Below are 26740 nucleotides of genomic sequence, written 5' to 3' on the forward strand. Positions count from 1 at the left end.
ATTAAAGTGCTTTGCAGTAGCAAAAGCAGAATGTCCTTGCTGATAATAAGCTATTACCCTTATCTTAAAGTCTATGTCGTATTTCACAAAATAACCCCCAAAAGTTGTGTCCAACTTATGGGGGTCAGTTCATATTTAGGTGCTTTTTTTATGTCTAAATTTGGCTGAATGATCGCTGATTACAATAGCTTACTTTTGAACTTACTCTTGTACCCACTGGCGGATTTTTGCACGCTCGCTTGGCGTGGCTTGTAGCCAAAGCTGCATGAAGCTATCTAGAGTATTAGTCGTTGGCACAGATGCCGCTTTTGCAGCTGGTGCTACGCTATAAGTATTAGAAGCGACCGCACCAGTATTAACTGTTACTGGCTGCTGCCCTGCTGGCTGATTAATAGCAGCAATAGCGCGTTGATTTTGCATCTCTGCATCTTCGCCACCTCCAAACACGCCACCGATCGCTTTACTTAATCCAGCAAAGATACCGCCGTTGTTGCCAGCTACGCTTTGTTGACTGGCGATGATGGTATTGTTTTGTTGGACGGCAAGCGTTGGCTGCTTTGCATAATCTTTAGCAGCGGCATACGCTTCTGGCTGGTTTGGCATAGTCAAACGATAGGTTTGATTGTCCGCCATTTCAGCTACTACACTGACATTACCCGAACGCAGATAGTCGTGCTCATCGCGAGGCAGTCTGTAAAGGCGATCATACTTAGCCGTTATCGCATGCTTACCTGGCTGCAGCGTGAAGCTCTTAGTCAAAGGTTGAAAAGCGCTTTGAGAAATCTCCTGCCCATTAATCGCTGTGACCTTGATGTTGTCGTCCACTAACAGCGTCACGTCGGCATACGTTAGCATAGATACTGAACTTGCGGCCATCAGTAAAGTACCGACGGATAGTTTTTTGCATAAAGAGGCTGAGAGTGTCATAAGATATCCTATCGATAATAAAAAGTATTTTGTAAAATGAAATGTTTTATGAAATAAACATAGGGTGGTAAGTTTAAAAGTCGAGCGGCATCGTCTGATTGTCATCGATCGCCGCTTGACTATCGACTTGGGTTTCTTGACTGATATCAGCCAGCTCAGCGGCTAAAGTCTGCTCATCAATCGTACGCAAGGCATCGCTGATGACCGCTTTTGAGATATTGCTGCGGCCTAAGTTTGAAAACATAGGCTGTATGTAATTGAGCACTTCCATCATTGCGCCAATACGATGAGGGCCTTCTGTAAGCAAATGAGTCAAAATACGTTCATCAAACTGCCAGCCTCGCCGGCGCAAGATAGATTCTAGCAGCGCTTGACGATCGACCAGCTCGTGACCATCAGGCACCTTAAAACTTGGAGCTTGCGACAATCTAGTGAGTAGATCAGTCAGCTGAAACGGTAGCTTACTAGCAGATTTATTGGCGGCAAATAATAGCTGACGTTGGCCTTCTCGGCTACGATTGATCAGATGAAACAAAGCCTCTTGCCACTGAGTACTATGCTCTAAAACGTCTAAATCATCGATAGCAATAACATCGAAATTCTCTAGCGAAGATAGGACATTGACATCGGTATGGACTAACTCATTAAGTGAGAGGCAAATGGCTGATTTATCAATATCAATAAACGACTCACAGATAGCAGATAATAGATGCGACTTACCAGTGGCAGGACTACCAAACAGGTACAGCTGACCTATCAGGCCGACATGTAGCTGCCGCACTGCATCGATGATAGACATCCAACCGGGACCTGAAAAGTCGCTGAGACTCGCATCATGCTTTATGTCCAGATTGAGACTTAGCTGTGCTTGGGCCATGAAACATCAACTCGCTTCGCGTAACGCAATAGGTATTCAACATAAGAGAAGATAGCTAGATTTTATCCTAGGTATACAGCAGCACTTAAAGTAGTACTGCGCCTATATATAACATATTTACAAAATGACTGACAAGTTTTTTCTCTTTTAAAATTTATCATTAAACGCTTAGTCTCTTTCGAGCCGCCATTATCATCCTTTTTTATCAAATAAGTTCAATTGCTTTCGGCCTTGATAAAGGTCAGTGGTTCGATAGTAGTTGTATAAATGACGAAATAACACATTGAGCACGGCAGATACTGGTAGGGCAATCAGCATCCCGACAAAGCCTAGTAAGCTTGCACCTGCCAAAACTGCAAAAATAACCCAAAGCGGTGATAAGCCAATTTTATCGCCTAACAATAACGGCTGTAATATATAGCCCTCAGCTGCCTGACCGACCAAAAACGCTCCCACAATCAAGGACAACTGCACCCAGTCCATACCGAATTGAAATAGGCCTGCGATGATAGAAGCAATAAAGCCCAAACCAAAGCCCAAATAAGGTACAAAACTTGCGATACCAGCGCCCATACCGATAATAAGACCAAGCTCAAGCCCAATGAGTTGTAGCTGTACTGCATAGATAACGCCTAGCAGCACCATTACCAAAAGCTGACCTTTGACAAATTCCATCAAAGCGCGGTCGCATTCGCGCGCGATACTGATGACCTTTTTGCTATACGCTTTAGGAATAGCCATTTGCCAGCTCAGTATGCGCTGATCCCAGTTAAACAAAAAATAAAAGGTCAATATAGGTACTAGTACAATCAAACCTGCACTGTTCACGAAGCTCATACTTGAAGCCAGTATTTGACTCATCCAAGTACTGGCATCTGAAAACCTATAATGAGTCTGCATATACCCAACTAAGGTCTCAGAGAAGCCTTTAATCTCAAGCTCTGGTAGCCGAATACGAGTGTTGTTGATGAACCATTCTCTGGCAAAATCATTATACCAAGACAGGATCTTTGGCATGTAATTCCAAGCGGCCTGCAGCTGATGCCACAGCGTCGGAACCAACCACCACAATAGTAACGCCATACTCAGAGTAATAGCGCTATAGACCACAATAATAGCTAGCCAACGTTTGATATATTTAGAGAGCTTTTTAACTAATGGGTTAAATAGATAGGCCAACACAAAAGCACACAAAAATGGCATGATAACTGGCGTCATCGCATACAACAAAACTAACCCTATCACTATGGCTACAGTAATAAATAAGCGTCGAAAAAATGGATCTATAGATTGAGCAGTCATTGCTAACAGTCCTACGAGTAAGAGAGGGTTAATGAGCTTATAAGCGATAAAACTTTAAATATCTAATGATAAGAACTTTTATAAGGACTTTTGAAAGCTAAGATGGATATTATCGCAAAGTAATAATAAAAAGCGGTGAACTTTTTGTATCGGCTACCCCTTCATCACTTATCGCTGTTTTATAAGAAATATAAGGCTTTTATAGATAATATTAGCAAGTTGCTTTGCGAGTGTGGCCTATTTTTGGGTATAATGCGCACACAAAAATTGTTTTATCATATTTAGTTCAATATCCCCCAATTGTGAGATGACCATGAGTGACAAGCCTTCTTTAAGCTACAAAGATGCTGGCGTTGATATCGATGCTGGTGATGCGTTAGTCCAACGTATCAAGTCCGTGGCAAAAGCCACTACCCGTCCTGAAGTAGTCGGTGGGCTTGGCGGCTTTGGAGCTCTATGCCGTATCCCTACCGGCTATACCTCGCCGCTACTTGTTTCAGGCACTGACGGCGTCGGCACTAAGCTTAAGCTGGCATTACAGCTTAATCGTCACGATACGATTGGTATTGATCTGGTCGCTATGTGCGTAAACGATCTACTGGTATGCGGGGCTGAGCCTTTATTCTTCCTAGATTATTATGCAACGGGCAAGCTCGATGTTGATACCGCAGCTACAGTCGTCAGCGGTATCGGTGAGGGCTGTAAGCTTGCTAATTGCGCCCTTATCGGTGGTGAGACCGCTGAGATGCCAGGGATGTATCAAGACGAAGATTATGATCTCGCAGGCTTCTGCGTCGGCGTCGTTGAAGAGGCGGAAGTTATCACCGGTGAGCATGTCAGCGAGGGCGATGTGCTGATTGCACTGGCTTCTAGTGGTGCTCATTCAAATGGCTATTCTCTAGTACGTAAAGTCATAGAAGTTAGTGGTGTCGATGTTAGCACTAGTGCTGAGACGCTTGATGGTCAGCCCATCGCGGATGCGCTAATGGCGCCGACTCGTATCTATGTCAAAGCTATTAAGGCACTGCAAGATACGCTCGGTAGCTCTGCGCTGCATGCGATGTCGCACATTACTGGTGGTGGCCTGACCGATAACTTGCCTCGCGTTTTACCAGATCACCTCGCCGCTAGTATCGATACCGCTAGCTGGCAGTTCTCAGAGTTATTTAATTGGTTACAAACCCAAGGCAATATCGCTCAAAGCGAGATGTATCGCACCTTTAACTGCGGTGTGGGCTTTGTGGTTGTGGTCCCAAAAGAGCACGCTGATAAAGCTATTGATATCTTAAATAATAACGGTGAACAAGCTTGGCAACTCGGTGAAATGGTAAGCCGCGCGACTGACGCGGTCATTTATCGATAATGCCAAATTTATCTTTGAATCACAACAATAAGCCACTACGAGTAGCCGTACTAGTCTCCGGTAGTGGCAGCAACTTGCAAGTATTGATAGACGCTATGCAAGCAGGCGAGTTGCCAATAGAAATCGTCGGTGTCATTAGCAATCGCGAAGATGCCTATGCAATTACCCGTACTCAAGATGCCGCTATTCCGGTCGCAGTATTGTCGCACGTTGCTAGCGGCAAACGCATTGGCATCAAGACTTTTGAGAAACATGCGTTTGCGCAGCTGCAAGACTGGCAACCTGACTTGATTGTATTGGCCGGGTTTATGCGCGTCTTGAGTAGCGATTTTATTCAACACTCTATCGCCCCGATGATTAACTTGCACCCCTCCTTGCTCCCTGCTTACAAAGGGCTTAATACCAATCAAAGGGTGATTCAGGCAGGTGAGCGTCATCATGGCTGTAGTGTCCATATCGTCACTGCTGAGCTTGATGCGGGTACTGTTTTGACTCAAGCGCTATTGCAAGTTAATCCTAAAGAGACGGCAGACAGCTTACGACTACGCGTACAAAAGCTTGAGCATCAACTACTGCCTTGGACGATTTTGCTATTGGCTAAAGGCGTATTAACCCTCAATACCGATTCTTCAAAAGATAATGGTAGCTACTTGCCAGCGCTACCATTAACGCTATTTATCAATCAATAAGCACAGTATTTATCTTAATATCATCTAACTTAAAATAATGACAGGCATAAAAAAATCCCAGTCACTCATATATGAATGACTGGGATTTACATTGTTTAGCACTGGGCTGTTCTAGCTTTAAACCCTGTGTACCCTCTTAGCTACTATGAACATGCAAACCTTTAATATTTACAAACTCTTTAATACCAAAACCGCCATGTTCACGGCCATGACCTGAGTTTTTTACCCCGCCGAACGGTAGTGCTGGATTTGCTAGGCCATAACCATTGATATAGACCATACCTGTATCAAACTGCTCACTTGCTAAGCGAATAGCTTTATCTTCGTCTTTAGAGAAAATAGCGCCGCCTAGACCATAACGACTATCGTTAGCAATGCGCATTGCATCATCCTGATCTTTCGCGCGTATCAATGAAGCGACTGGGCCAAATAACTCATCATCATAGGCTGGTTGACCCTCAGAGACATTCTCTAAAATCGTAGCTGGATAAAAGTTACCTTTACCTTCTGGTAATTTACCACCAACTGAGATCGTAGCGCCTTTTTTGACACTCTCTTCAACTTGCTCGTGTAGTTTTTCTTGCAAGTCTTTACGGGCTAATGGACCGATATCGGAGCTGTCATCCATAGGATCACCGGCTTTAGAATTCGCGAACTTCTCAACAATACGATCGCGGAATTCGTCATATAAGCTATCAACAACGATAAAACGTTTTGCGGCAACACAAGTCTCACCATTATTAACTAGACGTGCTTGCGTACAAGTCTCTACGGCAAGATCCAAATCAGCATCTTCAAGTACGATGAAAGCATCATTTGAGCCAAGCTCTAATACTACTTTTTTGAGGACTTTTGCCGCTTGTTGACCGACAATCTTACCCGCCTCATCACTACCAGTAAGCGTAACACCGCGCACTTTATCATTACCGATAAGCTCTTCTGATTGATCGTGATCGATCAAGATTGTACGGAATAGATCATTCGGTAGATCAGACTCGTGAAAGATTTTCTCAATAAGTAAGCCAGAGCCTGTAACGTTAGCAGCATGCTTCAATAAAATACTATTACCAGCCATTAAATTGGCAATGGCATAACGGAATACTTGATAAGCTGGGAAGTTCCAAGGCTGCATACCATAGATAACGCCGATTGGCTGATAAGTTACGATACCTTTTTTCATGTTTTCAATATCGCACTCATCATCAGCTAATGCTGTGACACCTTTTTCGGCGGTATAATCGCAAATCCCTTTACATAGGTCTACTTCGCTTAGACTTTGGTTATAAAGCTTACCACGCTCTTCAGTCATGAGATTTGATAGCTCTTCTTTATACTTCACTAAAGTTTCGCCGATAGACTTAATTACTTTTGCACGCTCTTCATGGCTCGTTTTACGCCATTCAAGAAAAGCTTCATGTGAGGCATCAACAATTTTGTTGACCTCATCGTTAGTCATATAATTATATTCTTTAATATCTTCGCCCGTTACTGGGTTCACAGTAGTAATATCTGCCATGATTCATTATCCTTATTTTGTTATTAATTTCTAAAAGTGTTATTAGCTGGAAGCCTTTGATTATTCAATGGATCAGCCAATAACATCAATCGATTATAAAATGGGTTAAAGAACTGTTTTTCTTCGAGTCTTTTTCGGGCTAGAGCTCATGGAAGTAAAACATTAAATCTTTAAGCACTATTTAATTGATGATTTTATGATAACAAATAATTAACAGGGTAATTTTACAAGATATAATGAAGTGTGATTTTGATGTTAACAATGTGACTGAAATATAAAGGCCTACTTAACAAAGTTTATTAAGCAGGCCTAAAGTATTAATAGAATTACCAGTAGAACAATTCCTATTTGGTAGAATAGTACGCATAAAAAAGACTAACCTATGAGTTGGCCTTGAGAGCACTGTAATAGCACTCTCATAGCGTTGTAACGGTATATAGCTATCAGGCAATAAAACAGTTTGTCTTGTTAAAATAACTGAGTAATCACGGGAATGTCTTGCTGCTGCCCCTCTTCTTCGGCTACTACTTGCCGAGCGACATGCATGATCAGTTGTCGTAACCAACGATGCGCTGGGTGATGCTGTAGTAGAGGTGACCACGCCATCGTCAGCTCAAATTCAGGAATGAAAAAAGGCGGCTCTTTCATGACGATGCTATCATTGGTCGCTTGCATACGAGCAACACGCGTTGGCAGTGTCGCAATCAAGTCCTTATTAGCTGCTAGCATCGCTGGCATCTGATAATGACGAGTAAACACGCTTATCTGACGCTTTTGCCCTAAGCGCTGCAAAGCTTGGTCAATGGAGCCGAGGCCACCAGATTTTTCTGGATTGACTCCAAACCCTACGCCCATCCCAGTCTTGGATACCCAAACATGTTGGCCTTTGAGGTAGTTTTTGAGATTGAACCGATTAACATAAGGGCTATCGGCAGATAGCAGACAGCTAAAGGTATCGCGCCATACGAGTACTTGGTGAAAGCTTTGCGGTATTTCATTAAAGCGATTGATCGCCAAATCGACTCGGCCTTGCTCCATATCACGATAAGACACATCTGATGGAGTCAAAAAGTCCAAAATAACATTGGGCGCTTCAGAACGCAGAGCCTTAACCAGTTTAGGAACCAAAGTAGCTTCGGCATAATCCGACGTCATAATTCGGAATACACGGGAAGTGCTATAAGGACGAAACTCGGTACGCGGCTCAAGCACTTGCGTCAAATCAGCGAGTATTTCCCGAATACGAGGTTGTAGCTCAAGCGCACGCTCGGTTGGTGTCATACCCTCAGAGGAACGCACCAATAGCGGATCATTAAATAGCTTACGCAGACGGCGCAAAATGTTACTCATAGCAGGCTGGGTGATACCTAACTGCTCAGCGGCGCGTGTGACATTCTTTTCTCGCAACAATACATCTAAATGTACCAATAAATTTAAATCAACCCGCTGCAAATTCATATGTGTTTCTCTTCGCTTTATAATAAATGCCACTTAGCGTTAATAGCGGCATGATCGCTATTTTTCCAATACTGATGACAAACGGTTAAACTGCTCTACTGCTCTGAAAATGCCACCATGCTTAATTCTTAGAGCTAGATTCTTGTAGAGTCCAATAGTGGTAGGACTAAGTGGTCAGAAACGATCCAAAAAACCGAATGTGCTCATTAACTTTTACAAGAAACTATTAGGCAACCAATCTAGTCTATTATTTTTATATATAACCTACTGATTTTATTAGACTATACTTTTAATAAATACTAAAGATAACTATCATAAATTAGGTAAATCACACTAAATTGTCTATAGTAAGACTCAACGATTAACTCGCATGCAAGCTCTAAGCCATGTTACTGGCGAATATTGTAACATTTCTGATGGATAACAAGTAGCTTCAGCGCTATCGCCCTAATGTTCCTTCTTGACGACTCATTTACTTTTTTTTCGTCAATAATTTAAATCAAACACCTTGTATTTATAGGCATGTTTGTTTAGGGTAATAGTCCTAATATTTCAAGAAGACGAATGCCGGCTCTATTATTAGACGACCAATAAGATAACAAGGTAGGTATTCAGTATTAAGTAATCGATCAATATCAAAGTAGTCGCAACCCTAGTCCCGCATAATATTATTTGCGATAAAATCTTATTTTACCTCGTTTTTTTCACCCCACCAAGGAGACAGTAAATGTCAACAACCTATAAGTCAGCTATCGATTTAGTACGTGAATTAAAGCAAAAGCATGGTAACTGGCAGAATATCAGCGAAACTGATGCTGCCCGTATGATGATACAAAACCGCTTCAAAACCGGTTTAGACATTGCAAAGTACACTGCTAAAATCATGCGTCAAGATATGGAAGACTATGACAATGATACTTCTCAGTATACTCAGTCTTTAGGTGCTTGGCACGGTTTTGTTGCTCAACAAACCATGTATGCGAAGAAAAAGTATTTTGGTACTACCGCAAAGACTTATATCTACCTATCAGGCTGGATGGTAGCTGCGCTACGTTCTGAGTTCGGTCCTCTACCTGACCAATCTATGCACGAAAAAACCTCAGTACCTAAGCTTATCGAAGAGATCTATACTTTCTTACGCCAAGCTGACGCTAAAGTATTGAACGACTACTTCCGTGAGCTAAACGCTGCTGAAGAAGCAGGTCAAGACACTAAAGCTATCTTAGAAAAAATCGAAAACTTCGACTCACACGTTGTGCCAATCATCGCTGATATCGATGCCGGTTTTGGTAACGAAGAAGCCACTTACTTGCTAACCAAGCAAATGATCGAAGCTGGTGCTTGTGCTATCCAAGTTGAGAACCAAGTATCTGACGCTAAGCAGTGTGGTCACCAGGCTGGTAAAGTAACGGTACCGCATGAAGACTACATCGCTAAGCTTAACGCTATTCGCTATGCTTTCTTAGAGCTAGGTGTTGAAGACGGTGTGATCGTTGCCCGTACTGACTCTGAAGGCGCATCACTAACTCAAAAAATCCCAGTATCAAATGAGCCAGGCGACCTAGCTTCTAAATATATTGACTTCCTAGAAATGGAAGAAGTAAGCATTGAAGACGCAAATGAGAACGATAGCTTACTAAAGCATGACGGCAAATTGGTACGTCCAGTTCGTATGCCAAACGGCTTGTACAGCTTCCGTGAAGACACCAATATCGACCGTGTTGTCCTTGACTGTGTAACCGCTCTAGAAAACGGTGCAGACCTACTATGGATCGAGACGCCTACTCCAGACGTAGAACACATCAAAATGATGGTAGATCGCATCAAAGAGCAGCAGCCAAAAGCGAAGCTCGTGTATAACAACAGCCCATCATTCAACTGGACGCTAAACTTCCGTAAGCAAATCATCGCTAAGTGGGAAGAAGAAGGTAAAGACATCTCTAAGTACAACAAAGATGACTTAATGAGCAGCGACTATGATGGTACTGAGCTTGATCAAGCTGCTGACGAAGCTGCCAAGAACTTCCAGCGTGATGCCTCACGTGAAGCAGGTGTCTTCCATCACTTAATCACGCTACCAACTTATCACACGACTGCTCTAAGTGTGCATGAGCTAGCTAAAGGTTACTTCGGTGAAGAAGGTATGCTTGCGTATGCCGCTGGCGTACAGCGTAAAGAGATCCGTGAAGGCATCTCATGCGTTAAGCACCAAGCAATGGCCGGTTCTGACCTTGGCGATGATCACAAAGAGATCTTCTCAGGTGACAACGCTCTAAAAGCTGGTGGTGGCAAGAACACTATGAACCAGTTCGGCTAATCCAAAGCTATAAGCTATGAATAACTCATAGCTTTGTAAGCTTAAATAAAAGTCACTCTACAAACTGTAGGGTGGCTTTTTTTATGGCTATATTTTGTCTGCAGTTAATTCGGGTAATGCATCCGTGCCAACTCACTTTTCATAAGAGCATTGTATATAAAGAGTATTGGAGCTATTACGACCATTACTTCAGTATTAGGCAAAACTTTACTTGTTATTCACTGATAGCTTTCATAGGATAGAAATAAACTAGCTATTATTAAAACCTATAGGAGACATCATGCAAGAGATTGAATTGAAGTTCTTGGTGCCACAAGCTCGATTAAAAGGTCTTATGCGTCAAGCAAAAGTAAAATCCTCACAGACGACAATGATGTCCGCCCATTATTTTGATACGCCTAAGCAAGAGCTTGCCAAAAGCGGTATAGGGCTACGTATTCGTCTTGAAGGCGATGAATGGGTGCAAACTATCAAAGCCGGCGGCGATGGTATTGCTGCGCGATTGGAGCACAATACCACTCTAGATAGTGAACTGGTGCAGACGATGCTAGAGACGGATAGCTTGTTGCCTGATTTATCTATATACCAAGAGACAGCTATTGCCCCGGCTCTAGCAGATTTTAAGCTCAAAAAAATTAACAAAAAATTAACTCGTCAATATGTCACTGACATCGAGCGCACCACTCGCTTATTAGTAGACTGTGAAAGAGACAGCGCAGATGAGCAAGATACGGTGAGTACGATTGAAGTGGCCTATGATCATGGCAAGATTATTCATGGTACTGATGAATCAAAAGTACAAGATATGCAAGAGATAGAGTTTGAGCTGGTCTCAGGCGATCTCGACTTTTTATTCACCACTGCAAAAGTATGGTGCAAACGCTATAAGCTGTGTCTATCCACAGTCACTAAAGCTGAGCGTGGTGGTTTATTACTCCAAGAGAAAAACTTTAGCTCTGCAGTTTGCGCCGATCTAGACGCGCTAAGTGTTTATGAAGACAGTAGTATGCCAGCGTTTATGCGTGCAGTCGTACATAATTGTCTACTGCAAATACTGCCCAATAGTAGCGCCATCGCGGCTGGCAGTAAAGATAACGAGCATGTGCTGCAGCTACGTATAGGCATACAAAGATTACGTAGCGCTCTTAAGAGCTTTAAGAAGTTCTCCGAGCAGCTCAATCCAGAATGGCTGCCTATCCTAAAACAAACGGCGACGTTACTTGGCGACTATCGCCAGCTCGCTTATTTAGTCACTGATATTGAGCCAAAACTACAATACTCTGGCGCGCCTATCGTCGATTGGAGTACTGATATCGACAAAATAAGAATAACGCCGATAGATGCCGTTCGCGCCAATGACTTTCAGCTGACTTTACTTGAGCTTATTGCCTTTACTATGAGTGATATAGCTTTTGAGCCAAAGGCCAATAAATGCGCGCAAGATAAATTAGCAAAAAGACTCTCTAAGCAGCATATTAAGCTGCTCAATGCTGAGTATGATTTTGAAGATGTCTGTTTAGAGGAGTCTATCGATGATACTGATCAAAGCGCTACTATCCATGATAAAGCGCACCAACTGCGTAAACAGCTCAAAAAAATGCGCTATCTCAGCGAGTTTGCCGCTCCCCTATATTCAAAGAAAAAAAGCAAACGTTGGCTAAAACGTCTGGCAAAAGCGCAGCGAGCGCTTGGAGAGTATTTAGATCATCGCCAATATCAGCACTATTATCAGCAAAAATCTAGCACTGACACGCAAGCTCTATATGGGGCGGGATGGTTTGCCGCACAGCTAGAGTCTGATACCAAACGCTGCAAAAAACGTTTGGCTAAGCTGCAAGATACTGCTATCTTTTGGTAAGCGCTACTTTGACCTAAACAAATAGTTGCAAAATAGACTTAAGGGGATAAGCTTTATCCCTAAAGCTATTCAATCATCGAAAGGTACGCTCTCATGCTAACTGTCTATAAGCGTTATGGGCGTGCCTTCTGCTACTTGGGCAAATAGCTCAATGATATCGGCATTACGCATACGCACGCAGCCATGCGAGAGAGGTACGCCCATCGGCTCACTATCAGGAGTGCCGTGGATATAAATGTAACGCTGATAGGTATCGCAGCCGCCTTGCTCATTACTTCCTTTATTGACGCCGTCCTCTAAGCCTCTAAGCCACAGAATACGGCTTAAGATCCAATCTCGCTGTGGATGCTGACTCTCTAATTCTGCGTTATATACTTCACCAGTAGCAACGCGTCCGACAAACACCGTATTCATAGGCGCATTGCCACCAATTTTTTGGGCAATAACATGACGACCAAGCGGTGTACAGCCACTGTCTTGTTGACTACCTATACCGTTTTTGGCAGTTGAGATAGGATAATGATGGCTCATTACTTCATTGTGATATAGCGTTAACGTCTGCGCCGCGATGTTAATGATCACTTGTGTCTTTGATATATTGATATTTTTCATATATAGATCCAAATAAAATTATTAGCCCTATCAATAACATAAAAATCCCCTAAAATTTTCTAATGTTAGGGGATTGTATCTGCATAGCTTGCACCGTAAGATAGATAAACACTTTTTGATGCTAGCAGATTATGACCACTATTTCACCGACACGCGTGTCGATGTATGATTTTTTGTATCAAGATATTCAGCCTCTGACCTCTTTATTGGCCGATACTGCCACTCTCTCGCTACCGCAAACCCGTATAGCCGTAAACAGCAGCGTGCAGGCCATCCTTGCTGCGTTGTTAGCCTACCAGCAGCGCTACCAAGCGCAAGCGGTGAATAAGAAGCTGTTCTCACGAGCAGCGGTTAAAGAGCTACGCCAGTACAATGCGATGAATTTTGCGACATTAAGCGCCACACTTTATCATCGCCATGACGTCACTGAGACTTTATTCATTGATAGTACTCGTGTCAATCAGGCTTGTGACTATATTGCCGGTCAAATTGATGCCAGTGCCGCTCAAGTCAAAATCCTCCTCGGTACTTTGACTATTATCGTGCTACGCGAGCTGGCTATTTTGACAGAGTACAGTCAATTAGATAATGAAGAGTTGGAAAAATGGTTCGCCCTGCAACCGCAGTTCTTAACCAAGCAGCGTTTTGCAGCAGACTCAGCAGATAGTAGCAAAGATATGATTCCAACTAAACTTAAGGATAATGAGTTACATACGACTGCAAATTCGCAAGCGCTAAGCTGTGAAGCCACCGACACTGAGATAGCCAGCACTGAACAAGTCAATACCGAAGCGCTTGATATCAGACCACCAGCGTTTGATCCTTACTGGTATGAGCTAACGAAATTTACGCCTAATCTTCATGCTTCTGCGCAAGATATGCAGCAAGCGACGTCTAATTATCTAAGGGTAATAGGCCGCTCGCCTGAGAATATTCAACAAGGCCGACATAACGATTTACTCGTATTTACTCAGATGCCTAGTATTAGTGTGCCGCATCAACGCTGGCTGTTACAGCTCGCCAAAATCTCTGATATTTATCTGAATCGTCAGCGTCTGCGTATAGCCTCTGAACCCATAGATCCGCCAACCGCGCCTCTAGTCAGCTTAGCTTTAATCGGTGGTAATAGCGATAATACACCTACTACTACTAGTGAGACGCCGATCGAGTACGAGCCTACAGCACCGCTTTGGAAAAACCCTGTCATTCTTATAATTATCCTGGTCATTGGTGCGCTCAGTGCTTTGGCTACCTTAAAGTATCAAACACAAAAATCAAGCGGCACGATAACAGCAACCGAAGCCGTTATAGAGCACGATCAAGCTGAAGAGCGCGAACAACAGGACGTCGCTATCGTAAAAGTCGATGACGAAGACGCTGCTGAATAGGTCTAGTGATAAAAGTATTGCTCCATAAAAAAACAGAGACCTAAAGTCTCTGTTTTTGTCATAAGTCTTAAAATACGATTTGGTAGTCTTACTTAGATAGATCACGACCACGACTGGCTTCAATCGCTAGACGTAGACCATTTAAACGGATGAAACCTTCAGCGTCTTTTTGATCATAAGCACCCGCGTCATCTTCAAAAGTAGCGATCTTTTCATCGAATAATGAATCATCTGACTTACGGCCAACGACACTCACGCAGCCTTTATACAGTTTCACACGTACGGTACCGTTGACATACTCTTGCGACTTATCGATAAGCTCTTGTAGCATAAGGCGCTCAGGGCTGAACCAGTAGCCGTTATAAATAATCTTGGCATAGCGTGGCATGATCTCATCTTTTAGATGCGCCGCTTCTCGATCTAAAGTCAAAGACTCAATGCCGCGATGCGCTTTTAGCATGATAGTACCGGCTGGCGTCTCATAACAGCCACGCGACTTCATGCCGACGTAACGGTTTTCAACGATATCCAAACGGCCGATACCATGCTTGCCGCCAAGCTCATTGAGCTTGATCATAACCTCATAAGGCTTGAGCGCTTCTCCATCGATAGCAACGAGATCGCCTTTCTTGTATTCTAATTCTAGATATTGCGGCTCATCAGGCGCTTCTTCTGGGCTGACTGACCAGCGCCACATATCTTCTTCAGCTTCTGCATACGGATCTTCTAAGATCCCGCCTTCATAGGAGATGTGCAGTAAGTTGGCATCCATAGAGTATGGAGATTTTTTCTTATTACCGGCGTAATCGATTGCGATATTATGCTCTTCAGCGTATTTCATCAAGCTCTCACGGCTCGATAGATCCCATTCACGCCAAGGCGCGATAGTGACAATATCAGGAGACAAAGCGACAGCACCTAGCTCAAAACGTACTTGATCATTGCCTTTACCGGTTGCACCATGGCTGATAGCATCAGCATTATGCTCTTCGGCAATTTCAACCAAGCGCTTAGCGATAAGCGGTCTGGCGATAGAAGTACCAAGTAAGTACTCGCCTTCGTAGATGGCATTAGCGCGGAACATCGGGAAGACATAATCACGAGCAAACTCTTCACGTAAGTCTTCAATATAAATATCTTTAATACCCATCGCTTCCGCTTTGGCGCGAGCGGGCTCAACTTCTTCGCCCTGACCGATATCAGCGGTAAAGGTGATAACTTCTGCATCATAAGTTTCTTGTAGCCATTTGGCGATGATGGAAGTATCAAGGCCACCTGAATAGGCTAAGACAATTTTATTGATATTTTTTGGATCAAGTTGAGCCATAAATAACTCCTGTTAAGTATAATTAGTGGTAAATTTAATGATAAATAGCATCGAAAAGATCAAAAAAGCACGAACAAAGATGAAAACTGAGTCAAAAATAGATTCCATCTCCAGTGTACATCATATTTGCTATGGGCAAAAGTCTAACAGCGCGTAAGCTTAGCGCATCAGGCTAAGCTGTGCCCCAGCTCGCTTGCCTTTGCGAATAATTATGTAGAGATGTGCAGCCACATATTCAGTCATGTCAGTAAACCTGTTATGATAGCAAAACAATAAATGTAGTTTTATCAGAGCATTTTTACGCCTTTTGTTTCATCAATCAACCTATTGAGCGCTATGATCCCTATTACTGATTCGATTGCAGAGTTAACTATCCTTCAGCCAGATGACTGGCATCTTCATTTACGTGATGATCAGGCGCTTGCGACTACAGTGCCGCACGCAGCATCCAGCTTCAATCGCGTCATCTGTATGCCAAACCTCGTCCCGCCCGTCAAAAACACCCTTGATGCTCGCGCCTATCGTGAGCGTATCTTGCAGCAACTACAAATAAGCGATATCCCAAAGGAGCGTAAAGCTGCCTTTGATCCGCGTATGACTTTGTATATGACCGATCAAACGAGTGTAAAAGATATCGAAGCTGCCGCACAATCCGGCATCGTGCAAGCGGTCAAACTCTATCCAGCCGGCGCTACGACCAACTCTGCTGATGGAGTCACTGATATTAACGCCCGCGCTGATATATTTGAGGCTATGGAGAAGCACAACTTACCGCTCCTCATTCATGGTGAGGTCACTCATAGTCATGTGGACATCTTTGATCGAGAAAAACGCTTTTTAGAAGAGGTCATGGGACAAATCATCGGTAAGTTTCCTACGCTGAAGATCGTCATGGAGCATATTACTACCAGTGATGCAGCGGATTTTGTATTGTCACAAGGCAATCATATCGCCGCGACAATTACCCCGCAGCACTTAATGCTTAACCGCAACCATTTGTTAGTGGGCGGCATCAGACCACATTTATACTGCCTGCCTATCCTAAAGCGCGAAAGCCATCAAAAAGTATTACTAGATGTCGCGACTAGTGGTAATCCAAAATTCTTTTTGGGTACCGACTCCGCCCCGCATGCCACTCATAAAAAAGAAGCTGCGTGCGGCTGTGCTGGCTGTTATAGCTCAGAGGTGGCGCTTGCTTTATATGCTACGGCTTTTGATAGCGTCGGTAAAATCGATAAACTAGAAGGTTTTGCCAGTCGTTTTGGTGCTCAGTTCTATGGATTGCAGCTGAACTCTGAGACGGTCACTTTGACTAAGACTCCTATGAAAGTCCCGAATGCTTATCCCTACTTTGATGGCTCTACCCTCACCCCACTAATGGCCGGTGAGACGCTACCTTGGTCTATCAAAGCCTAACGGATAATCCAGCCAACCTCAAACTTCGCCAATGAGCGCAGTTTATTAAGCCGTTGTAAAACGGCTTTCTCACTGATGATAAACACGATTTAGATGGTTATGACTATGCAAAGCGAGATGACTTCGTCCACCGAAAATTTAATGAATACTACAGCTAAGAATAAAAACGGCACTCCTTCAGCTGACCTGGAGGCCATAGAGTCGCCTGCGCCGATGACCTTAAAAGAGCGCTTTCGTAAGTTTATGCCTGTTGTCGTCGATGTAGAAACCGCTGGTTTCAACGCGCAGACCGATGCCCTGCTAGAGATTGCCTGTATTCCGATTCTACTGAATGATGAAGGGGTTTTTTATTTAGGAGAGGCATTAAACGCGCATATAGAGCCGTTTGAAGGCGCAAACCTAGAGCCCAAAGCCTTAGCATTTACCGGTATTGACCCCAACAACCCTATGCGTAAAGCCATCGCGGAAGATGAAAAGACCGCGCTACGCCGTATTTTCAAAGCACTCAAAGAAGTACGCCGAGAGCAAGAGTGTCGTCAATGCGTCTTGGTCGGTCATAATGCTCATTTTGATTTAGGGTTCCTAAATGCTGCGGTGCTACGTACCAACAGCAAAAACCATAGCTCTTTTCACCAGTTTTCAGTCTTTGATACGGTCACTTTATCGGCTTTAGCCTTCGGGCAGACCGTACTAGCGCGTGCGTGTAAGGCTGCAGGGCTAGAGTTTGATGGTAATGACGCCCACTCAGCGCTCTATGATACACAAAAAACAGCAGAGCTTTTTTGTCATATTCTCAACAGCTACCCAATGCTCGCCAACGCCTTACATGCCGAAACGCTAGAACCAGAGTCAGACGACAAGCAAGAAACAACTAGTGAACAGGAAGAATAAAACACAGCGACCACAGGGAGTTGAATAGCATTTGTAATCTTTATCTACCTTCGCTTGCTCGTCAGGTGCAATCATGCGTATGATGAGTGATAGAGGTCATTAAAAAGGATTTTGCTATGGACCCGCAAACGAAACTATGGGCGACCATTTTAGGTTATATGCTTTTAGCGATAACGATTAGTGCTTGTACTTCTTTATGGATTCGCCATCATTTAAAAAAGAATAATCTACATCCTCGCCGGGCGCTCAAAAAAAGATATTTAACGCTAAAAAAACGTAGAAAAAAGCTTGACAGTAAGCACAGACGCTATTAGAATGTGCACCACTTCAGCATAAATGGTGAAAGCAGCTGAAGCGTATGACCTAGTCCCCATCGTCTAGAGGCCTAGGACACCGCCCTTTCACGGCGGTAACGGGGGTTCGAATCCCCCTGGGGACGCCACATATTAAAATGCCTATTTTTAATAGTAAGCGCTTTTAAAACCTTCAAAATCTAATAGATTTTGAAGGTTTTTTTATGCCTTAAAGTTATACTCTATGGTTCACTTTGTGCGGCTATATCTTCGTCCCATTTAGGGCGTAATACCTATTCGATAAAGGACTGACCGATAGAGAAATACCTCTTAGGCTACTCATAACTCCCAATCTTAAATCACAAAAGGCCAGCATAATGCTGGCCTTTATGATGATTATGATAATCTAATAAACGACTAAATTTTTTAAGTGCTTATAGCTTATCTGACAACATAAACCACAATAAAGCAAAAATAATCAATACCCCTAATACGGTCTGAATAAGAAAAAAGGCTTGATGCTGGCCGACAACTCTACTAAAGGTTAAACCTAGCGCACTGTACTTAATAGGCTGCGTATCGATTTCGCCTTTTATTTCTTGGTTTTCGTAGTAGCCTTGCAGAATATCTAAAAATCTCATCCATTCATTAGAGGCCCAATCATAAGGCTTGAATGGTAGCAGCGCTTTCATTTTAGGATCTTTGAGCATCCAACGTTCAAGAATGATTGAGCGTAATGACCATCCAGTAAAGCGGCGTTCAGTAATAGCCGAAAACTCTAAAGTCTGCACTTCCTTATGACGATTGTCTTTTAATATACGATTTTTTAGATTCGTTAAGGCTTGTTCTGAGCCTTCAATATATTGAAAAAAATAGCCATTACCATAACAGAGGATACCTGAGATATCTTCGGCTTTATTGTGCGCAATTGAGGCTTCAGCAATATCGTTAAGGGTACTCGCGCCGGATAACCCTATAGAAGTAATACGACTAATATAGATAAATTGATAGAGATCAGTGGTGTCTGAGCTTGTCATTTCATTGAGCTTTGACAATCAGATTCTCCTTATTATGATATAGACAAATAATTAAGCAAACCAGTTAACTACTGAACAAGCGCCTACTGTTGATCATATAAAGGCCTGCCAAAATTAATTAAAAATGTCATGCTGTATTATATGTATTATAAGATTTTTAGTATAATTGTATGAACTTGGTTACATCATAGGCCTTTATAGTCAACAAAGCAAACAAACTCTGCTTTAAGCGCTAATTAATTGTAATTAAGAGGATTTTAATAATTTTTAGAGGTGAGACTAACGAGGAACTGGTTGTTGTTTCCAGATAGGATAACTTAGATGTCGAATTTAGCTTCTTCCGATGTATTTTTTTGGGAGTGACAGCCTATCTTATTCATATTGAGAGAATAACTGCCTTTAGGTACGATTAAGAACTTTTGTTTATTTTGTTTAGGCTTGAGCTGTCATAATAGCAGCTAACACTATAGCGTCATCAGGAAAGGTTAATTTTATATTTTGCCGGCTACCACTGACCAAGCGAATAGGTAGATCTAAATATTCAAAGGCACTCGCCTCATCAGTGATATGTAATTGATGTTCATTGATATAGTCTAACAGACGGCTCAGCTCCCCGATTCGAAAGACCTGCGGCGTTTGTGCTTGCCACATGTGCTGACGGTTAACCGTCGTTTTTATATAATCGTTATCGCTGTCAGAAAACTCACTGCTATCATCGAAGTGCTGCTTAGGTAGCGCTGCAGACAGCTTCAAGGTATCTGCAACCGGAGCCGCTAAGATAGCGCCGTATGGTTCAGACATGGCAGCTGTGATAACGCTATCGATATCCTCGGTGGGCACAGCCGGACGGGCAGCATCATGGATCAAGATGAGATCGCTTTTATTAGCGCCACTCTCAAGAATAGCGCTAACGCCAGCACGTACGGATTGCCAACGCTCCGCTCCGCCGATGACATAATCAATCGGTAGTGCAAACGTTAAGGTTGATGCTACTTCATCATCAGCCGCAATGACAAGATAACAGTGGTTTATATAGCCGCTAGAAGCTAGCCGAGTTACGCTATGCTGCAATAACGTTTGCTCGTTGATCTTAGTGTACTGTTTGGCAATAACAGCGCCAAAACGGCTGCCGCGACCGGCAGCGACAATCATGGTGTGTATGTTCGGAGTAGTATTCATGACAGGGCTATCATCGGTATTCAAAAAGGCAGGAAAGTGAAGACGCAGAAATCAGCTCAAAAGCAGTTTTATTTTATAATGGTTATGGGTTATAGCTGCTATGGGTAGTCGGGGCGGTAGATATCTGTACAAAGGTTTCATTAGGCTTGATCAGTCCTAAATCTAAGCGCGCATGCTCTTCTACGGCCTCAAGACCGGTCTTTAGATCATGGACGTCCGTACGTAGCAACTCATTCGCCGCTATCTGATTGTCATTAGATTGCTGCTGCTCTTCGATCTGCGTCAATAGCTGTTTGCTTGCGAAGCGGCCATTTTCACCTAGCCAATACTGATACTGTAGCCCTAAAAGCACCGCAACGGCTAAAGCAAGGAGCATGAACTGACTGAAATACTTCATAAAGGAGTTTCACATTAATGATAATAAAAGGTCTTTTTCTAACCCAGTAGAAAAAGACCGTTTAGCGAGCAAGTGCGTTAACCGCGCAAGCCTATGAACTCATCGGCACCGCGGTAGCTAGCACGAACTTGCTGCTCAATACGCAGGAGCTGATTGTATTTCGCAACGCGATCTGATCGGCATAGTGAGCCAGTTTTGATCTGACCGGCAGCAGTACCGACCGCTAGATCAGCGATAGTGCTGTCTTCAGTCTCACCTGAACGATGCGAGATAATGGTCGCATAGCCGTTCTTTTTAGCCATATAAATAGCATCAAGTGTCTCAGATAACGTACCGATTTGATTGAACTTAATCAAGATGGCATTGGCAATATGTTTATCAATACCTTCTTGCAAGATAGCAGGGTTAGTAACAAATAAATCATCACCAACCAATTGGACTTTATCACCGATTTGTTCGGTTAAGTATTTCCAGCCGTCCCAATCCGATTCATCTAAACCATCTTCGATAGAGATAATCGGATATTGGCGTGCTAGATTGACCAGATAATCAGAGAAGCCTTGACTATCAAAAGTCTTATTACCCTCGCCTGCCAAGATATACTTACCGTCTTTATAAAACTCGCTAGCAGCGCAATCAAGCGCTAAATGGATGTCCTCGCCCGCTTTATAGCCGACTTGCTCAATCGCTTGCATGATGACAGTGATAGCTTCTTCATTGCTACGCAAATTAGGGGCAAAGCCGCCCTCATCACCTACCGCGGTATTTAAGCCTTGCGCTTTTAGTACTGACTTTAGACTATGGAAAATCTCCGTACCCGCGCGCAGTGCTTCTGAGAAGCTCGTAAAACCTACCGGCTCAATCATAAACTCTTGAATATCAACGGTGTTATCTGCGTGCTCACCGCCATTTAGGATGTTCATCATCGGTACTGGCATGGTCAAAGAGGTCTGATTACGCAGATTGGCGATATACTGATGTAGCGGTAGGCTCTGTGATTTTGCTGCAGCCTTTGCAGTTGCTAAAGAAACAGCTAGCATAGCATTAGCGCCTAGGCTTTCTTTGTTTTCGGTACCATCAAGGGCAATCATCGCATCATCGATTTTTTGCTGGTCAGTGACGTTTTTGTCCATCAGCGCGCTACGAATTTGGCTATTAACGTTAGCCACGGCTTTTTTGACGCCTTTACCTAAGTAGCGATCTTTATCGCCATCTCGTAGCTCAAGCGCTTCGCGTGAGCCCGTTGAGGCGCCACTTGGTGCAGCAGCACGGCCAACAGTACCATCAGCTAAGATAACATCCGCTTCAATCGTTGGATTACCCCGTGAGTCTAAAATCTCACGAGCGCGAATGTCTTTAATTGCCGTAACGTTAGTGATTTCTTCAGCGTACATAATGTCTGTGAATTCCTTTGGTCATGCCAAGTGTGTGGGATAAAAAAGGGAAAATAAAATGAGCTTTAATAGTTGGCATCATAGCATAAATTCGATTAAATTTTGCGAAGCTTTAAGATGCTATGCTTTGTTTCTCAAGCAAAGGTTTAGGAGCGGTATCATCCAGCTCAACTTTGGTTTTAAACCGCGTTAACCGTAGCGCGTTCATTAAGACAGAAATAGAGCTTAGCGCCATCGCAGCCGCCGCAATCATAGGGTTTAAGAAACCAAAAGCCGCTAAGGGAATACCTAAGCAATTATAAATAAAAGCAAAGAATAAGTTTTGTTTGATGTTACGCAGGGTGGCGCTGGCGATCTTTTGCGCCGCGTCAATGTGCATCAAAGACTCACCCATCAAGCGCGCAGAGGCACTATGCTGTGCCACATCTGTACCCTCAAACATCGCAAAGCTGGCGTCCGCGGTGGCCATAGCTGGAGCATCGTTAACCCCATCGCCTGCCATCGCTACTTTATGGCCTGCGGTTTGTAATTTGGCAATTTGACTGGCTTTATCACGCGGACTCATACGACCATAAGCCTCATCAATACCCAACTGCCAAGCGACATGATCGACCACCGACTGCTTGTCGCCACTCATCAGAATAACCTTGAGACCTGCCTCTTGCAGTGCGCTAATCGCTTGCGGCGTATCTGCTTTTAGATCATCCGCTAAAGCAAAAGCGCCGAGCGGTTCATCATTGATACTCACCGCGACTGTACTGGCGATTTGCCAGACTTTTGGCATCAGTCTCGGCAGCTTTAAACTAGCAAACTCCGCGGTACCGACTTTGACTACCCCTAAGCCTTCAATAGTCGCTTGGATACCTGCACCTTTGACTACATTTATATCTATTACGGGCATTAGCTCTAACTGACGCGCACTCGCTGCATTGATAAGCGCAGTCGCTAGTGGATGACTAGCATGCGCCTCCACACTAGCAGCTATCTGGAGCACATCATCGGTAGCTATTGATTTATCGACCATCATCTGATCAACGATAGCCGGTTTACCAAGGGTTAGCGTCCCTGTCTTATCAAGTACGACGGTATCGATATGACCCGCTGCCTCAAGACTTTGCGCATCTTTGAACCAAACGCCGTGTCTTGCTGCGACTCCCATACCTGCCATAATCGCTGCAGGCGTTGCTAGTCCTAGCGCACAAGGGCAAGCAATCACTAATACTGACACCGCATGCATCAGCGCCGTATCGACCATCCCTGTCAGCCACCAAGTAATGGCAAAGGTAATAACAGCAATGGCTACCACTACTGGCACAAAGATGGCTGTCACTCTATCAGCAAGGCGGGCAAGATCCGCCTTGGAGCCTTGGGCGTCACTAAGTGCTTGCACCATATCGCCAAGCTTCGTATCACTACCTTTAGCACGGACACGATATAATAAACTACCGTTCTCGACCAGCGCCCCTGCTAACAGCTCATCACCCACCTCTTTTTTTAGCGGTACCGACTCACCCGTTAGATGACTCTCTTCACACCAGCCGCTACCTTCAATCACTGTGCCGTCGGTCGCGACACGGCTACCTTGCTTAGCGCGTAATATATCGTCGACTTGTATCTCAGCTAGCGCCACCGCTTGAAAGCTACCATCCGCCTGTTGTAGCTCGACCTCATCTGGCGTTAAAGACAATAATAAATCTATGCTGTTTAAGCTGTGCTTTTTGGTACGCTCTTCTAGGTACTTACCCGTACGCACAAAGGCGATGACCATCACCCCAGCTTCGAAATAAACGCCTAAGCTCTCTGCACCATGACCACTGGCATGTCCACTTTGCAGTAAACTATTTAATGTTCCATCGCCATGTGTCAGCCACAGATAAGTAGAATATCCCCAAATAGCTAAAGTGCCGATGACGACTAGCACATCCATATTAGCCAAGCCGCCTTTAATCGAGGCCCAAGCGCTACTATAAAAAGGCAGTGCTAGACCAAACTGGACGATAGTTGCGAGTATAAACTGTATCCAAACCGGTGGCATCCACGCCATACCAAAGCCTGTTAGCATACCTGCCATACCGACTAAAAAAGGCGCCAAGCAGATCCAGAGCGCGATTAAGCGCCAAGGCCATTTAGTCGCGGTATCTTCATCGGTTTTGGCAAATAAGCTATCGCCTGCCTGCAAATTGGCGACAAACCCAGTCTTATTGACCCATTCAGTGATTTGCTCAGGCGTGGTCTGCCCAGGGTTATAATCAACGTTCGCAGTCTCTCCGGCGAAATTGACATTGACCTCATAAATCTCATCCCTTTTATTGAGTACCTTTTCAATACGTGAGGCACAAGCCTGACAAGACATACCGTCAATCGCCAGTTGTAGATGCGCACGCTGGCGCTGCAAGTCAGTATTGGCCTGAATATCAGTATTTACCTCATAAGACTCGTCAGTAGCTGTGCGGGAATAATCAGTCATGGGGTCACTCATTTAGCGATAATTAAGAAATAAATATATTGTGATGGTTATGAGATTAGGCTTTACAGACTATTTTCAAGTGACATTTTTTAAGTGACGTTGAATCAGTAACCACCCTCAGTCACTTAGCACTAAGCGCTTACAGACCATTTATGTCAACGAATGGAGTAATTAGCTATAAAAAAACCAGTTATCTAAAATAACTGGTTCTAATAGTATTCAAAATTGTAGTTATGAGTTAGCGACGGTAGCGTCAAATCCGGCATTATCGATAGCGCTAGCTATCTTATCAGCACTAGTTTTTGCATCATCAAAAGTAACCGTTGCTAAGTTATCTGCTAAGTCAACCGCGATACTTACTACCCCGTCCATACCGACAGTCGCACCGTGTACGCTCTCGACACACTTCTCGCAAGTCATACCATCGACTTTAATGATTCTCGTTTGATTTGCCATGTTAGGCTCCTTATTGTTGTTTATGAGTGGTTGTCTAATAATAAAACGCTCATTTACAGTTACGATTTTCAGTATCAATCAGGCAATGAGTCATTATTAGTGACATGCCCTAACTACGTTAAGGCATATTCCTGCTAACAACAAGGGTATTTAGTTAACACTTTATTAAGCGCTTAATAATCGCTTAGGTTCAGTTAAGCTATCACTCAAAATAAACTAAGACCCTTCTACAGGTTTGCAGACTATTAGTCAAAGTTACGCGGGTTCTGCGGCGCATCGATAGGAAAAGGTTGGGTGACGTAATCGACCATACTAATAGCAGCGTTAAACGCATGAATACTCGTATCGGTATCATCATAGCGGATTAGCACGATGTTCGTAGCTGGGTCAAGCTCAACAGCGGTAACCCCGTGGATGTTTTTGAGCGCGGTCATCACGCCATCGATACCTTCTTTATCGTCGATATTCTCAATACTGACCTTTGCTACTTGAATTGCCATGCCTTTATCCTTCTAAAACCGTTAATCAATTGACTGATACTCTACTGAGTATCTAACACCTCAAAGCCTTTGACCAACTCATCAATCTGCTTTAACTGACGCAAGAACGGCTCAAGCTGACTGGTACGCAGCGCGCAAGGGCCATCACATTTAGCCGCTTCAGGGTTAGGATGCGCTTCCAGAAACAACCCTGCAAGCCCTGTCGCCATACCGGCCCGAGCTAACGTGGTAATTTGCTCGCGGCGGCCACCTGCGCTATCACTACGCGCTCCCGGCTGCTGCAAACTATGGGTCACATCAAAAAATACCGGTACATCCATTTGCTTCATGGTATCAAAGCCGAGCATATCGACAACTAGATTATTATAGCCAAACGCGCTACCACGCTCGCATAAGATGAGCTTGTCGTTGCCTGCTTCTAAACATTTATTCATAATATGACGCATTTCATGCGGGGCTAAGAACTGGGCTTTTTTGATATTAATAATAGCGTCCGTCTTAGCCATCGCTTCGACCAAATCTGTCTGACGCGATAAAAAAGCAGGCAGCTGAATGATATCGGCCACTTCAGCGACAGGCTGTGCTTGATACGGCTCGTGCACGTCAGTGATAATCGGCACTTGGTACTTTTCTTTGATTTGACCGAGCCAATCTACGCCTTGCTCGAGACCTGGGCCACGAAACGAGTGTAAGCTTGAACGATTGGCTTTATCGAAGCTGGCTTTAAACACATAACCAATCCCTAGGCGCTCGCAAATATCGATATATTGCTCAGCGATCTCAAACGCTAGCTCCTTAGACTCCAAAACATTCATGCCGCCAAATAACACAAACGGCTGATCGTTGCCGATATTAATTATGTCGTTGTTGCCGCTTTTAAGCTCAATATGCGACTGTGCCGTTAATACATTATCCATAAAGTCATTACCCTAGTTATTATTATCTCTAGCTCATATTGTAACCGATAGCAGATTAAAGAAAAGTGCTTGATTGCAACAGTTGACTTCCTCCCCTCCCTAAACGGAGGGGATTCCTTCTACAAGACGGTCAAGCCCGACCGCAAGAATGTTTTTGGC

23 protein-coding genes and 1 tRNA gene are annotated in these 26740 nt (G+C 43.8%); 9 read left to right on the forward strand and 15 right to left on the reverse strand.

What is annotated here, in order from left to right:
* Positions 1–201 precede the first annotated feature (201 nt).
* The 3 genes from ACS8FD_RS11675 to ACS8FD_RS11685 all read right to left on the reverse strand — a co-directional run bounded on the left by ACS8FD_RS11675 (position 202) and on the right by ACS8FD_RS11685 (position 3106).
* On the reverse strand, positions 202–927 hold the full coding sequence (locus ACS8FD_RS11675; protein ID WP_439276015.1) for a DUF2057 family protein: 726 nt from the start codon (positions 925–927) through the stop codon (positions 202–204).
* A gap of 73 nt (positions 928–1000) precedes the next feature.
* Positions 1001–1804, reverse strand: a complete 804-nt coding sequence (gene hda / locus ACS8FD_RS11680) for a DnaA regulatory inactivator Hda (protein ID WP_439276016.1) — start codon at positions 1802–1804, stop codon at positions 1001–1003.
* Between the two features lie 192 nt (positions 1805–1996).
* The gene (locus ACS8FD_RS11685; protein ID WP_439276017.1) at positions 1997–3106 is read right to left on the reverse strand and encodes an AI-2E family transporter; all 1110 of its coding nucleotides are present in this window, start codon (positions 3104–3106) and stop codon (positions 1997–1999) included.
* A 313-nt stretch (positions 3107–3419) separates the two neighbouring features.
* Between ACS8FD_RS11685 and purM the strand changes: the two genes are divergently transcribed.
* Both purM and purN read left to right on the forward strand, forming a co-directional pair.
* Positions 3420–4469 (forward strand): phosphoribosylformylglycinamidine cyclo-ligase, encoded by a 1050-nt coding sequence (gene purM / locus ACS8FD_RS11690; RefSeq protein WP_439276018.1) that lies wholly within the window; start codon positions 3420–3422, stop codon positions 4467–4469.
* Entirely contained in the window at positions 4469–5158 is a 690-nt protein-coding gene (gene purN / locus ACS8FD_RS11695) for a phosphoribosylglycinamide formyltransferase (protein ID WP_439276019.1), read from the forward strand. Before purM ends, purN begins: the two co-directional genes overlap by 1 nt.
* Before the next feature lie 136 nt (positions 5159–5294).
* Here purN and ACS8FD_RS11700 read toward each other — a convergent pair whose 3' ends face one another.
* Both ACS8FD_RS11700 and ACS8FD_RS11705 read right to left on the reverse strand, forming a co-directional pair.
* On the reverse strand, positions 5295–6674 hold the full coding sequence (locus tag ACS8FD_RS11700; protein ID WP_439276020.1) for an NAD-dependent succinate-semialdehyde dehydrogenase: 1380 nt from the start codon (positions 6672–6674) through the stop codon (positions 5295–5297).
* A 468-nt stretch (positions 6675–7142) separates the two neighbouring features.
* Positions 7143–8132 carry a LysR family transcriptional regulator gene (locus ACS8FD_RS11705; protein WP_439242681.1) on the reverse strand — a complete coding sequence of 330 codons (990 nt, stop codon included), beginning with the start codon at positions 8130–8132 and terminating at the stop codon, positions 7143–7145.
* A 727-nt stretch (positions 8133–8859) separates the two neighbouring features.
* Between ACS8FD_RS11705 and ACS8FD_RS11710 the strand changes: the two genes are divergently transcribed.
* Together ACS8FD_RS11710 and ACS8FD_RS11715 are read left to right on the forward strand one after the other, a co-directional pair.
* The gene (locus ACS8FD_RS11710) at positions 8860–10449 is read left to right on the forward strand and encodes an isocitrate lyase (RefSeq protein WP_439276021.1); all 1590 of its coding nucleotides are present in this window, start codon (positions 8860–8862) and stop codon (positions 10447–10449) included.
* 280 nt (positions 10450–10729) lie between these two features.
* Positions 10730–12307 (forward strand): CYTH and CHAD domain-containing protein, encoded by a 1578-nt coding sequence (locus ACS8FD_RS11715; protein WP_439276022.1) that lies wholly within the window; start codon positions 10730–10732, stop codon positions 12305–12307.
* Between the two features lie 96 nt (positions 12308–12403).
* Here ACS8FD_RS11715 and ACS8FD_RS11720 read toward each other — a convergent pair whose 3' ends face one another.
* A complete protein-coding gene (locus tag ACS8FD_RS11720; protein ID WP_439276023.1) occupies positions 12404–12919 on the reverse strand; it encodes a L,D-transpeptidase family protein in 516 nt (171 codons plus the stop codon).
* Positions 12920–13050: 131 nt separating this feature from the next.
* On the opposite strand from ACS8FD_RS11720, the gene ACS8FD_RS11725 reads away from it, so the two are divergent.
* Positions 13051–14307: a hypothetical protein gene (locus ACS8FD_RS11725; RefSeq protein ID WP_439276024.1), complete on the forward strand. Its 1257-nt coding sequence runs from the start codon at positions 13051–13053 to the stop codon at positions 14305–14307.
* 88 nt (positions 14308–14395) lie between these two features.
* Here ACS8FD_RS11725 and ACS8FD_RS11730 read toward each other — a convergent pair whose 3' ends face one another.
* The gene (locus ACS8FD_RS11730) at positions 14396–15634 is read right to left on the reverse strand and encodes an argininosuccinate synthase (RefSeq protein ID WP_439276025.1); all 1239 of its coding nucleotides are present in this window, start codon (positions 15632–15634) and stop codon (positions 14396–14398) included.
* A gap of 336 nt (positions 15635–15970) precedes the next feature.
* On the opposite strand from ACS8FD_RS11730, the gene pyrC reads away from it, so the two are divergent.
* The 4 genes from pyrC to ACS8FD_RS11750 all read left to right on the forward strand — a co-directional run bounded on the left by pyrC (position 15971) and on the right by ACS8FD_RS11750 (position 18383).
* Entirely contained in the window at positions 15971–17050 is a 1080-nt protein-coding gene (gene pyrC, locus ACS8FD_RS11735) for a dihydroorotase (protein WP_439276026.1), read from the forward strand.
* 213 nt (positions 17051–17263) lie between these two features.
* The gene (gene rnt, locus ACS8FD_RS11740) at positions 17264–17941 is read left to right on the forward strand and encodes a ribonuclease T (protein ID WP_439276034.1); all 678 of its coding nucleotides are present in this window, start codon (positions 17264–17266) and stop codon (positions 17939–17941) included.
* Between the two features lie 116 nt (positions 17942–18057).
* Positions 18058–18255 carry a hypothetical protein gene (locus tag ACS8FD_RS11745; protein WP_439242695.1) on the forward strand — a complete coding sequence of 66 codons (198 nt, stop codon included), beginning with the start codon at positions 18058–18060 and terminating at the stop codon, positions 18253–18255.
* A gap of 52 nt (positions 18256–18307) precedes the next feature.
* Positions 18308–18383, forward strand: a tRNA-Glu gene (locus ACS8FD_RS11750).
* 285 nt (positions 18384–18668) lie between these two features.
* On the opposite strand, the gene ACS8FD_RS11755 is transcribed toward ACS8FD_RS11750, so the two are convergent.
* From ACS8FD_RS11755 to kdsA, 8 genes are all read right to left on the reverse strand, one after another.
* Positions 18669–19289, reverse strand: a complete 621-nt coding sequence (locus ACS8FD_RS11755) for a BLUF domain-containing protein (protein ID WP_439276027.1) — start codon at positions 19287–19289, stop codon at positions 18669–18671.
* Between the two features lie 414 nt (positions 19290–19703).
* Positions 19704–20450, reverse strand: coding sequence for a 2-C-methyl-D-erythritol 4-phosphate cytidylyltransferase (gene ispD / locus ACS8FD_RS11760; RefSeq protein ID WP_439276028.1), 747 nt, complete (start codon positions 20448–20450; stop codon positions 19704–19706).
* 82 nt (positions 20451–20532) lie between these two features.
* Positions 20533–20847 carry an FtsB family cell division protein gene (locus tag ACS8FD_RS11765; protein ID WP_439242700.1) on the reverse strand — a complete coding sequence of 105 codons (315 nt, stop codon included), beginning with the start codon at positions 20845–20847 and terminating at the stop codon, positions 20533–20535.
* A gap of 77 nt (positions 20848–20924) precedes the next feature.
* Positions 20925–22241, reverse strand: a complete 1317-nt coding sequence (gene eno / locus ACS8FD_RS11770; protein ID WP_439276029.1) for a phosphopyruvate hydratase — start codon at positions 22239–22241, stop codon at positions 20925–20927.
* A gap of 112 nt (positions 22242–22353) precedes the next feature.
* Positions 22354–24708: a heavy metal translocating P-type ATPase gene (locus tag ACS8FD_RS11775; protein ID WP_439276030.1), complete on the reverse strand. Its 2355-nt coding sequence runs from the start codon at positions 24706–24708 to the stop codon at positions 22354–22356.
* 231 nt (positions 24709–24939) lie between these two features.
* Complete coding sequence (locus ACS8FD_RS11780) at positions 24940–25164, reverse strand: heavy-metal-associated domain-containing protein (protein ID WP_439276031.1); 225 nt, start codon at positions 25162–25164, stop codon at positions 24940–24942.
* Positions 25165–25409: 245 nt separating this feature from the next.
* A complete protein-coding gene (locus ACS8FD_RS11785) occupies positions 25410–25664 on the reverse strand; it encodes a cation transporter (RefSeq protein ID WP_439276032.1) in 255 nt (84 codons plus the stop codon).
* A 41-nt stretch (positions 25665–25705) separates the two neighbouring features.
* Positions 25706–26581: a 3-deoxy-8-phosphooctulonate synthase gene (gene kdsA / locus ACS8FD_RS11790; RefSeq protein ID WP_439276033.1), complete on the reverse strand. Its 876-nt coding sequence runs from the start codon at positions 26579–26581 to the stop codon at positions 25706–25708.
* Positions 26582–26740: the final 159 nt, after the last annotated feature.

Source organism: Psychrobacter sp. 1U2 (assembly GCF_051847575.1).

Excerpts from the sequence above, each read along its gene's own strand:
- ACS8FD_RS11675 (WP_439276015.1), bottom strand. The coding sequence starts at position 927 with ATGACACTCTCAGCCTCTTTATGCAAAAAACTATCCGTCGGTACTTTA.
- hda (WP_439276016.1), bottom strand. The coding sequence starts at position 1,804 with ATGGCCCAAGCACAGCTAAGTCTCAATCTGGACATAAAGCATGATGCG.
- ACS8FD_RS11685 (WP_439276017.1), bottom strand. The coding sequence starts at position 3,106 with ATGACTGCTCAATCTATAGATCCATTTTTTCGACGCTTATTTATTACT.
- purM (WP_439276018.1), top strand. The coding sequence starts at position 3,420 with ATGAGTGACAAGCCTTCTTTAAGCTACAAAGATGCTGGCGTTGATATC.
- purN (WP_439276019.1), top strand. The coding sequence starts at position 4,469 with ATGCCAAATTTATCTTTGAATCACAACAATAAGCCACTACGAGTAGCC.
- ACS8FD_RS11700 (WP_439276020.1), bottom strand. The coding sequence starts at position 6,674 with ATGGCAGATATTACTACTGTGAACCCAGTAACGGGCGAAGATATTAAA.
- ACS8FD_RS11705 (WP_439242681.1), bottom strand. The coding sequence starts at position 8,132 with ATGAATTTGCAGCGGGTTGATTTAAATTTATTGGTACATTTAGATGTA.
- ACS8FD_RS11710 (WP_439276021.1), top strand. The coding sequence starts at position 8,860 with ATGTCAACAACCTATAAGTCAGCTATCGATTTAGTACGTGAATTAAAG.
- ACS8FD_RS11715 (WP_439276022.1), top strand. The coding sequence starts at position 10,730 with ATGCAAGAGATTGAATTGAAGTTCTTGGTGCCACAAGCTCGATTAAAA.
- ACS8FD_RS11720 (WP_439276023.1), bottom strand. The coding sequence starts at position 12,919 with ATGAAAAATATCAATATATCAAAGACACAAGTGATCATTAACATCGCG.
- ACS8FD_RS11725 (WP_439276024.1), top strand. The coding sequence starts at position 13,051 with ATGACCACTATTTCACCGACACGCGTGTCGATGTATGATTTTTTGTAT.
- ACS8FD_RS11730 (WP_439276025.1), bottom strand. The coding sequence starts at position 15,634 with ATGGCTCAACTTGATCCAAAAAATATCAATAAAATTGTCTTAGCCTAT.
- pyrC (WP_439276026.1), top strand. The coding sequence starts at position 15,971 with ATGATCCCTATTACTGATTCGATTGCAGAGTTAACTATCCTTCAGCCA.
- rnt (WP_439276034.1), top strand. The coding sequence starts at position 17,264 with ATGACCTTAAAAGAGCGCTTTCGTAAGTTTATGCCTGTTGTCGTCGAT.
- ACS8FD_RS11745 (WP_439242695.1), top strand. The coding sequence starts at position 18,058 with ATGGACCCGCAAACGAAACTATGGGCGACCATTTTAGGTTATATGCTT.
- ispD (WP_439276028.1), bottom strand. The coding sequence starts at position 20,450 with ATGAATACTACTCCGAACATACACACCATGATTGTCGCTGCCGGTCGC.
- ACS8FD_RS11765 (WP_439242700.1), bottom strand. The coding sequence starts at position 20,847 with ATGAAGTATTTCAGTCAGTTCATGCTCCTTGCTTTAGCCGTTGCGGTG.
- eno (WP_439276029.1), bottom strand. The coding sequence starts at position 22,241 with ATGTACGCTGAAGAAATCACTAACGTTACGGCAATTAAAGACATTCGC.
- ACS8FD_RS11775 (WP_439276030.1), bottom strand. The coding sequence starts at position 24,708 with ATGACTGATTATTCCCGCACAGCTACTGACGAGTCTTATGAGGTAAAT.
- ACS8FD_RS11780 (WP_439276031.1), bottom strand. The coding sequence starts at position 25,164 with ATGGCAAATCAAACGAGAATCATTAAAGTCGATGGTATGACTTGCGAG.
- ACS8FD_RS11785 (WP_439276032.1), bottom strand. The coding sequence starts at position 25,664 with ATGGCAATTCAAGTAGCAAAGGTCAGTATTGAGAATATCGACGATAAA.
- kdsA (WP_439276033.1), bottom strand. The coding sequence starts at position 26,581 with ATGGATAATGTATTAACGGCACAGTCGCATATTGAGCTTAAAAGCGGC.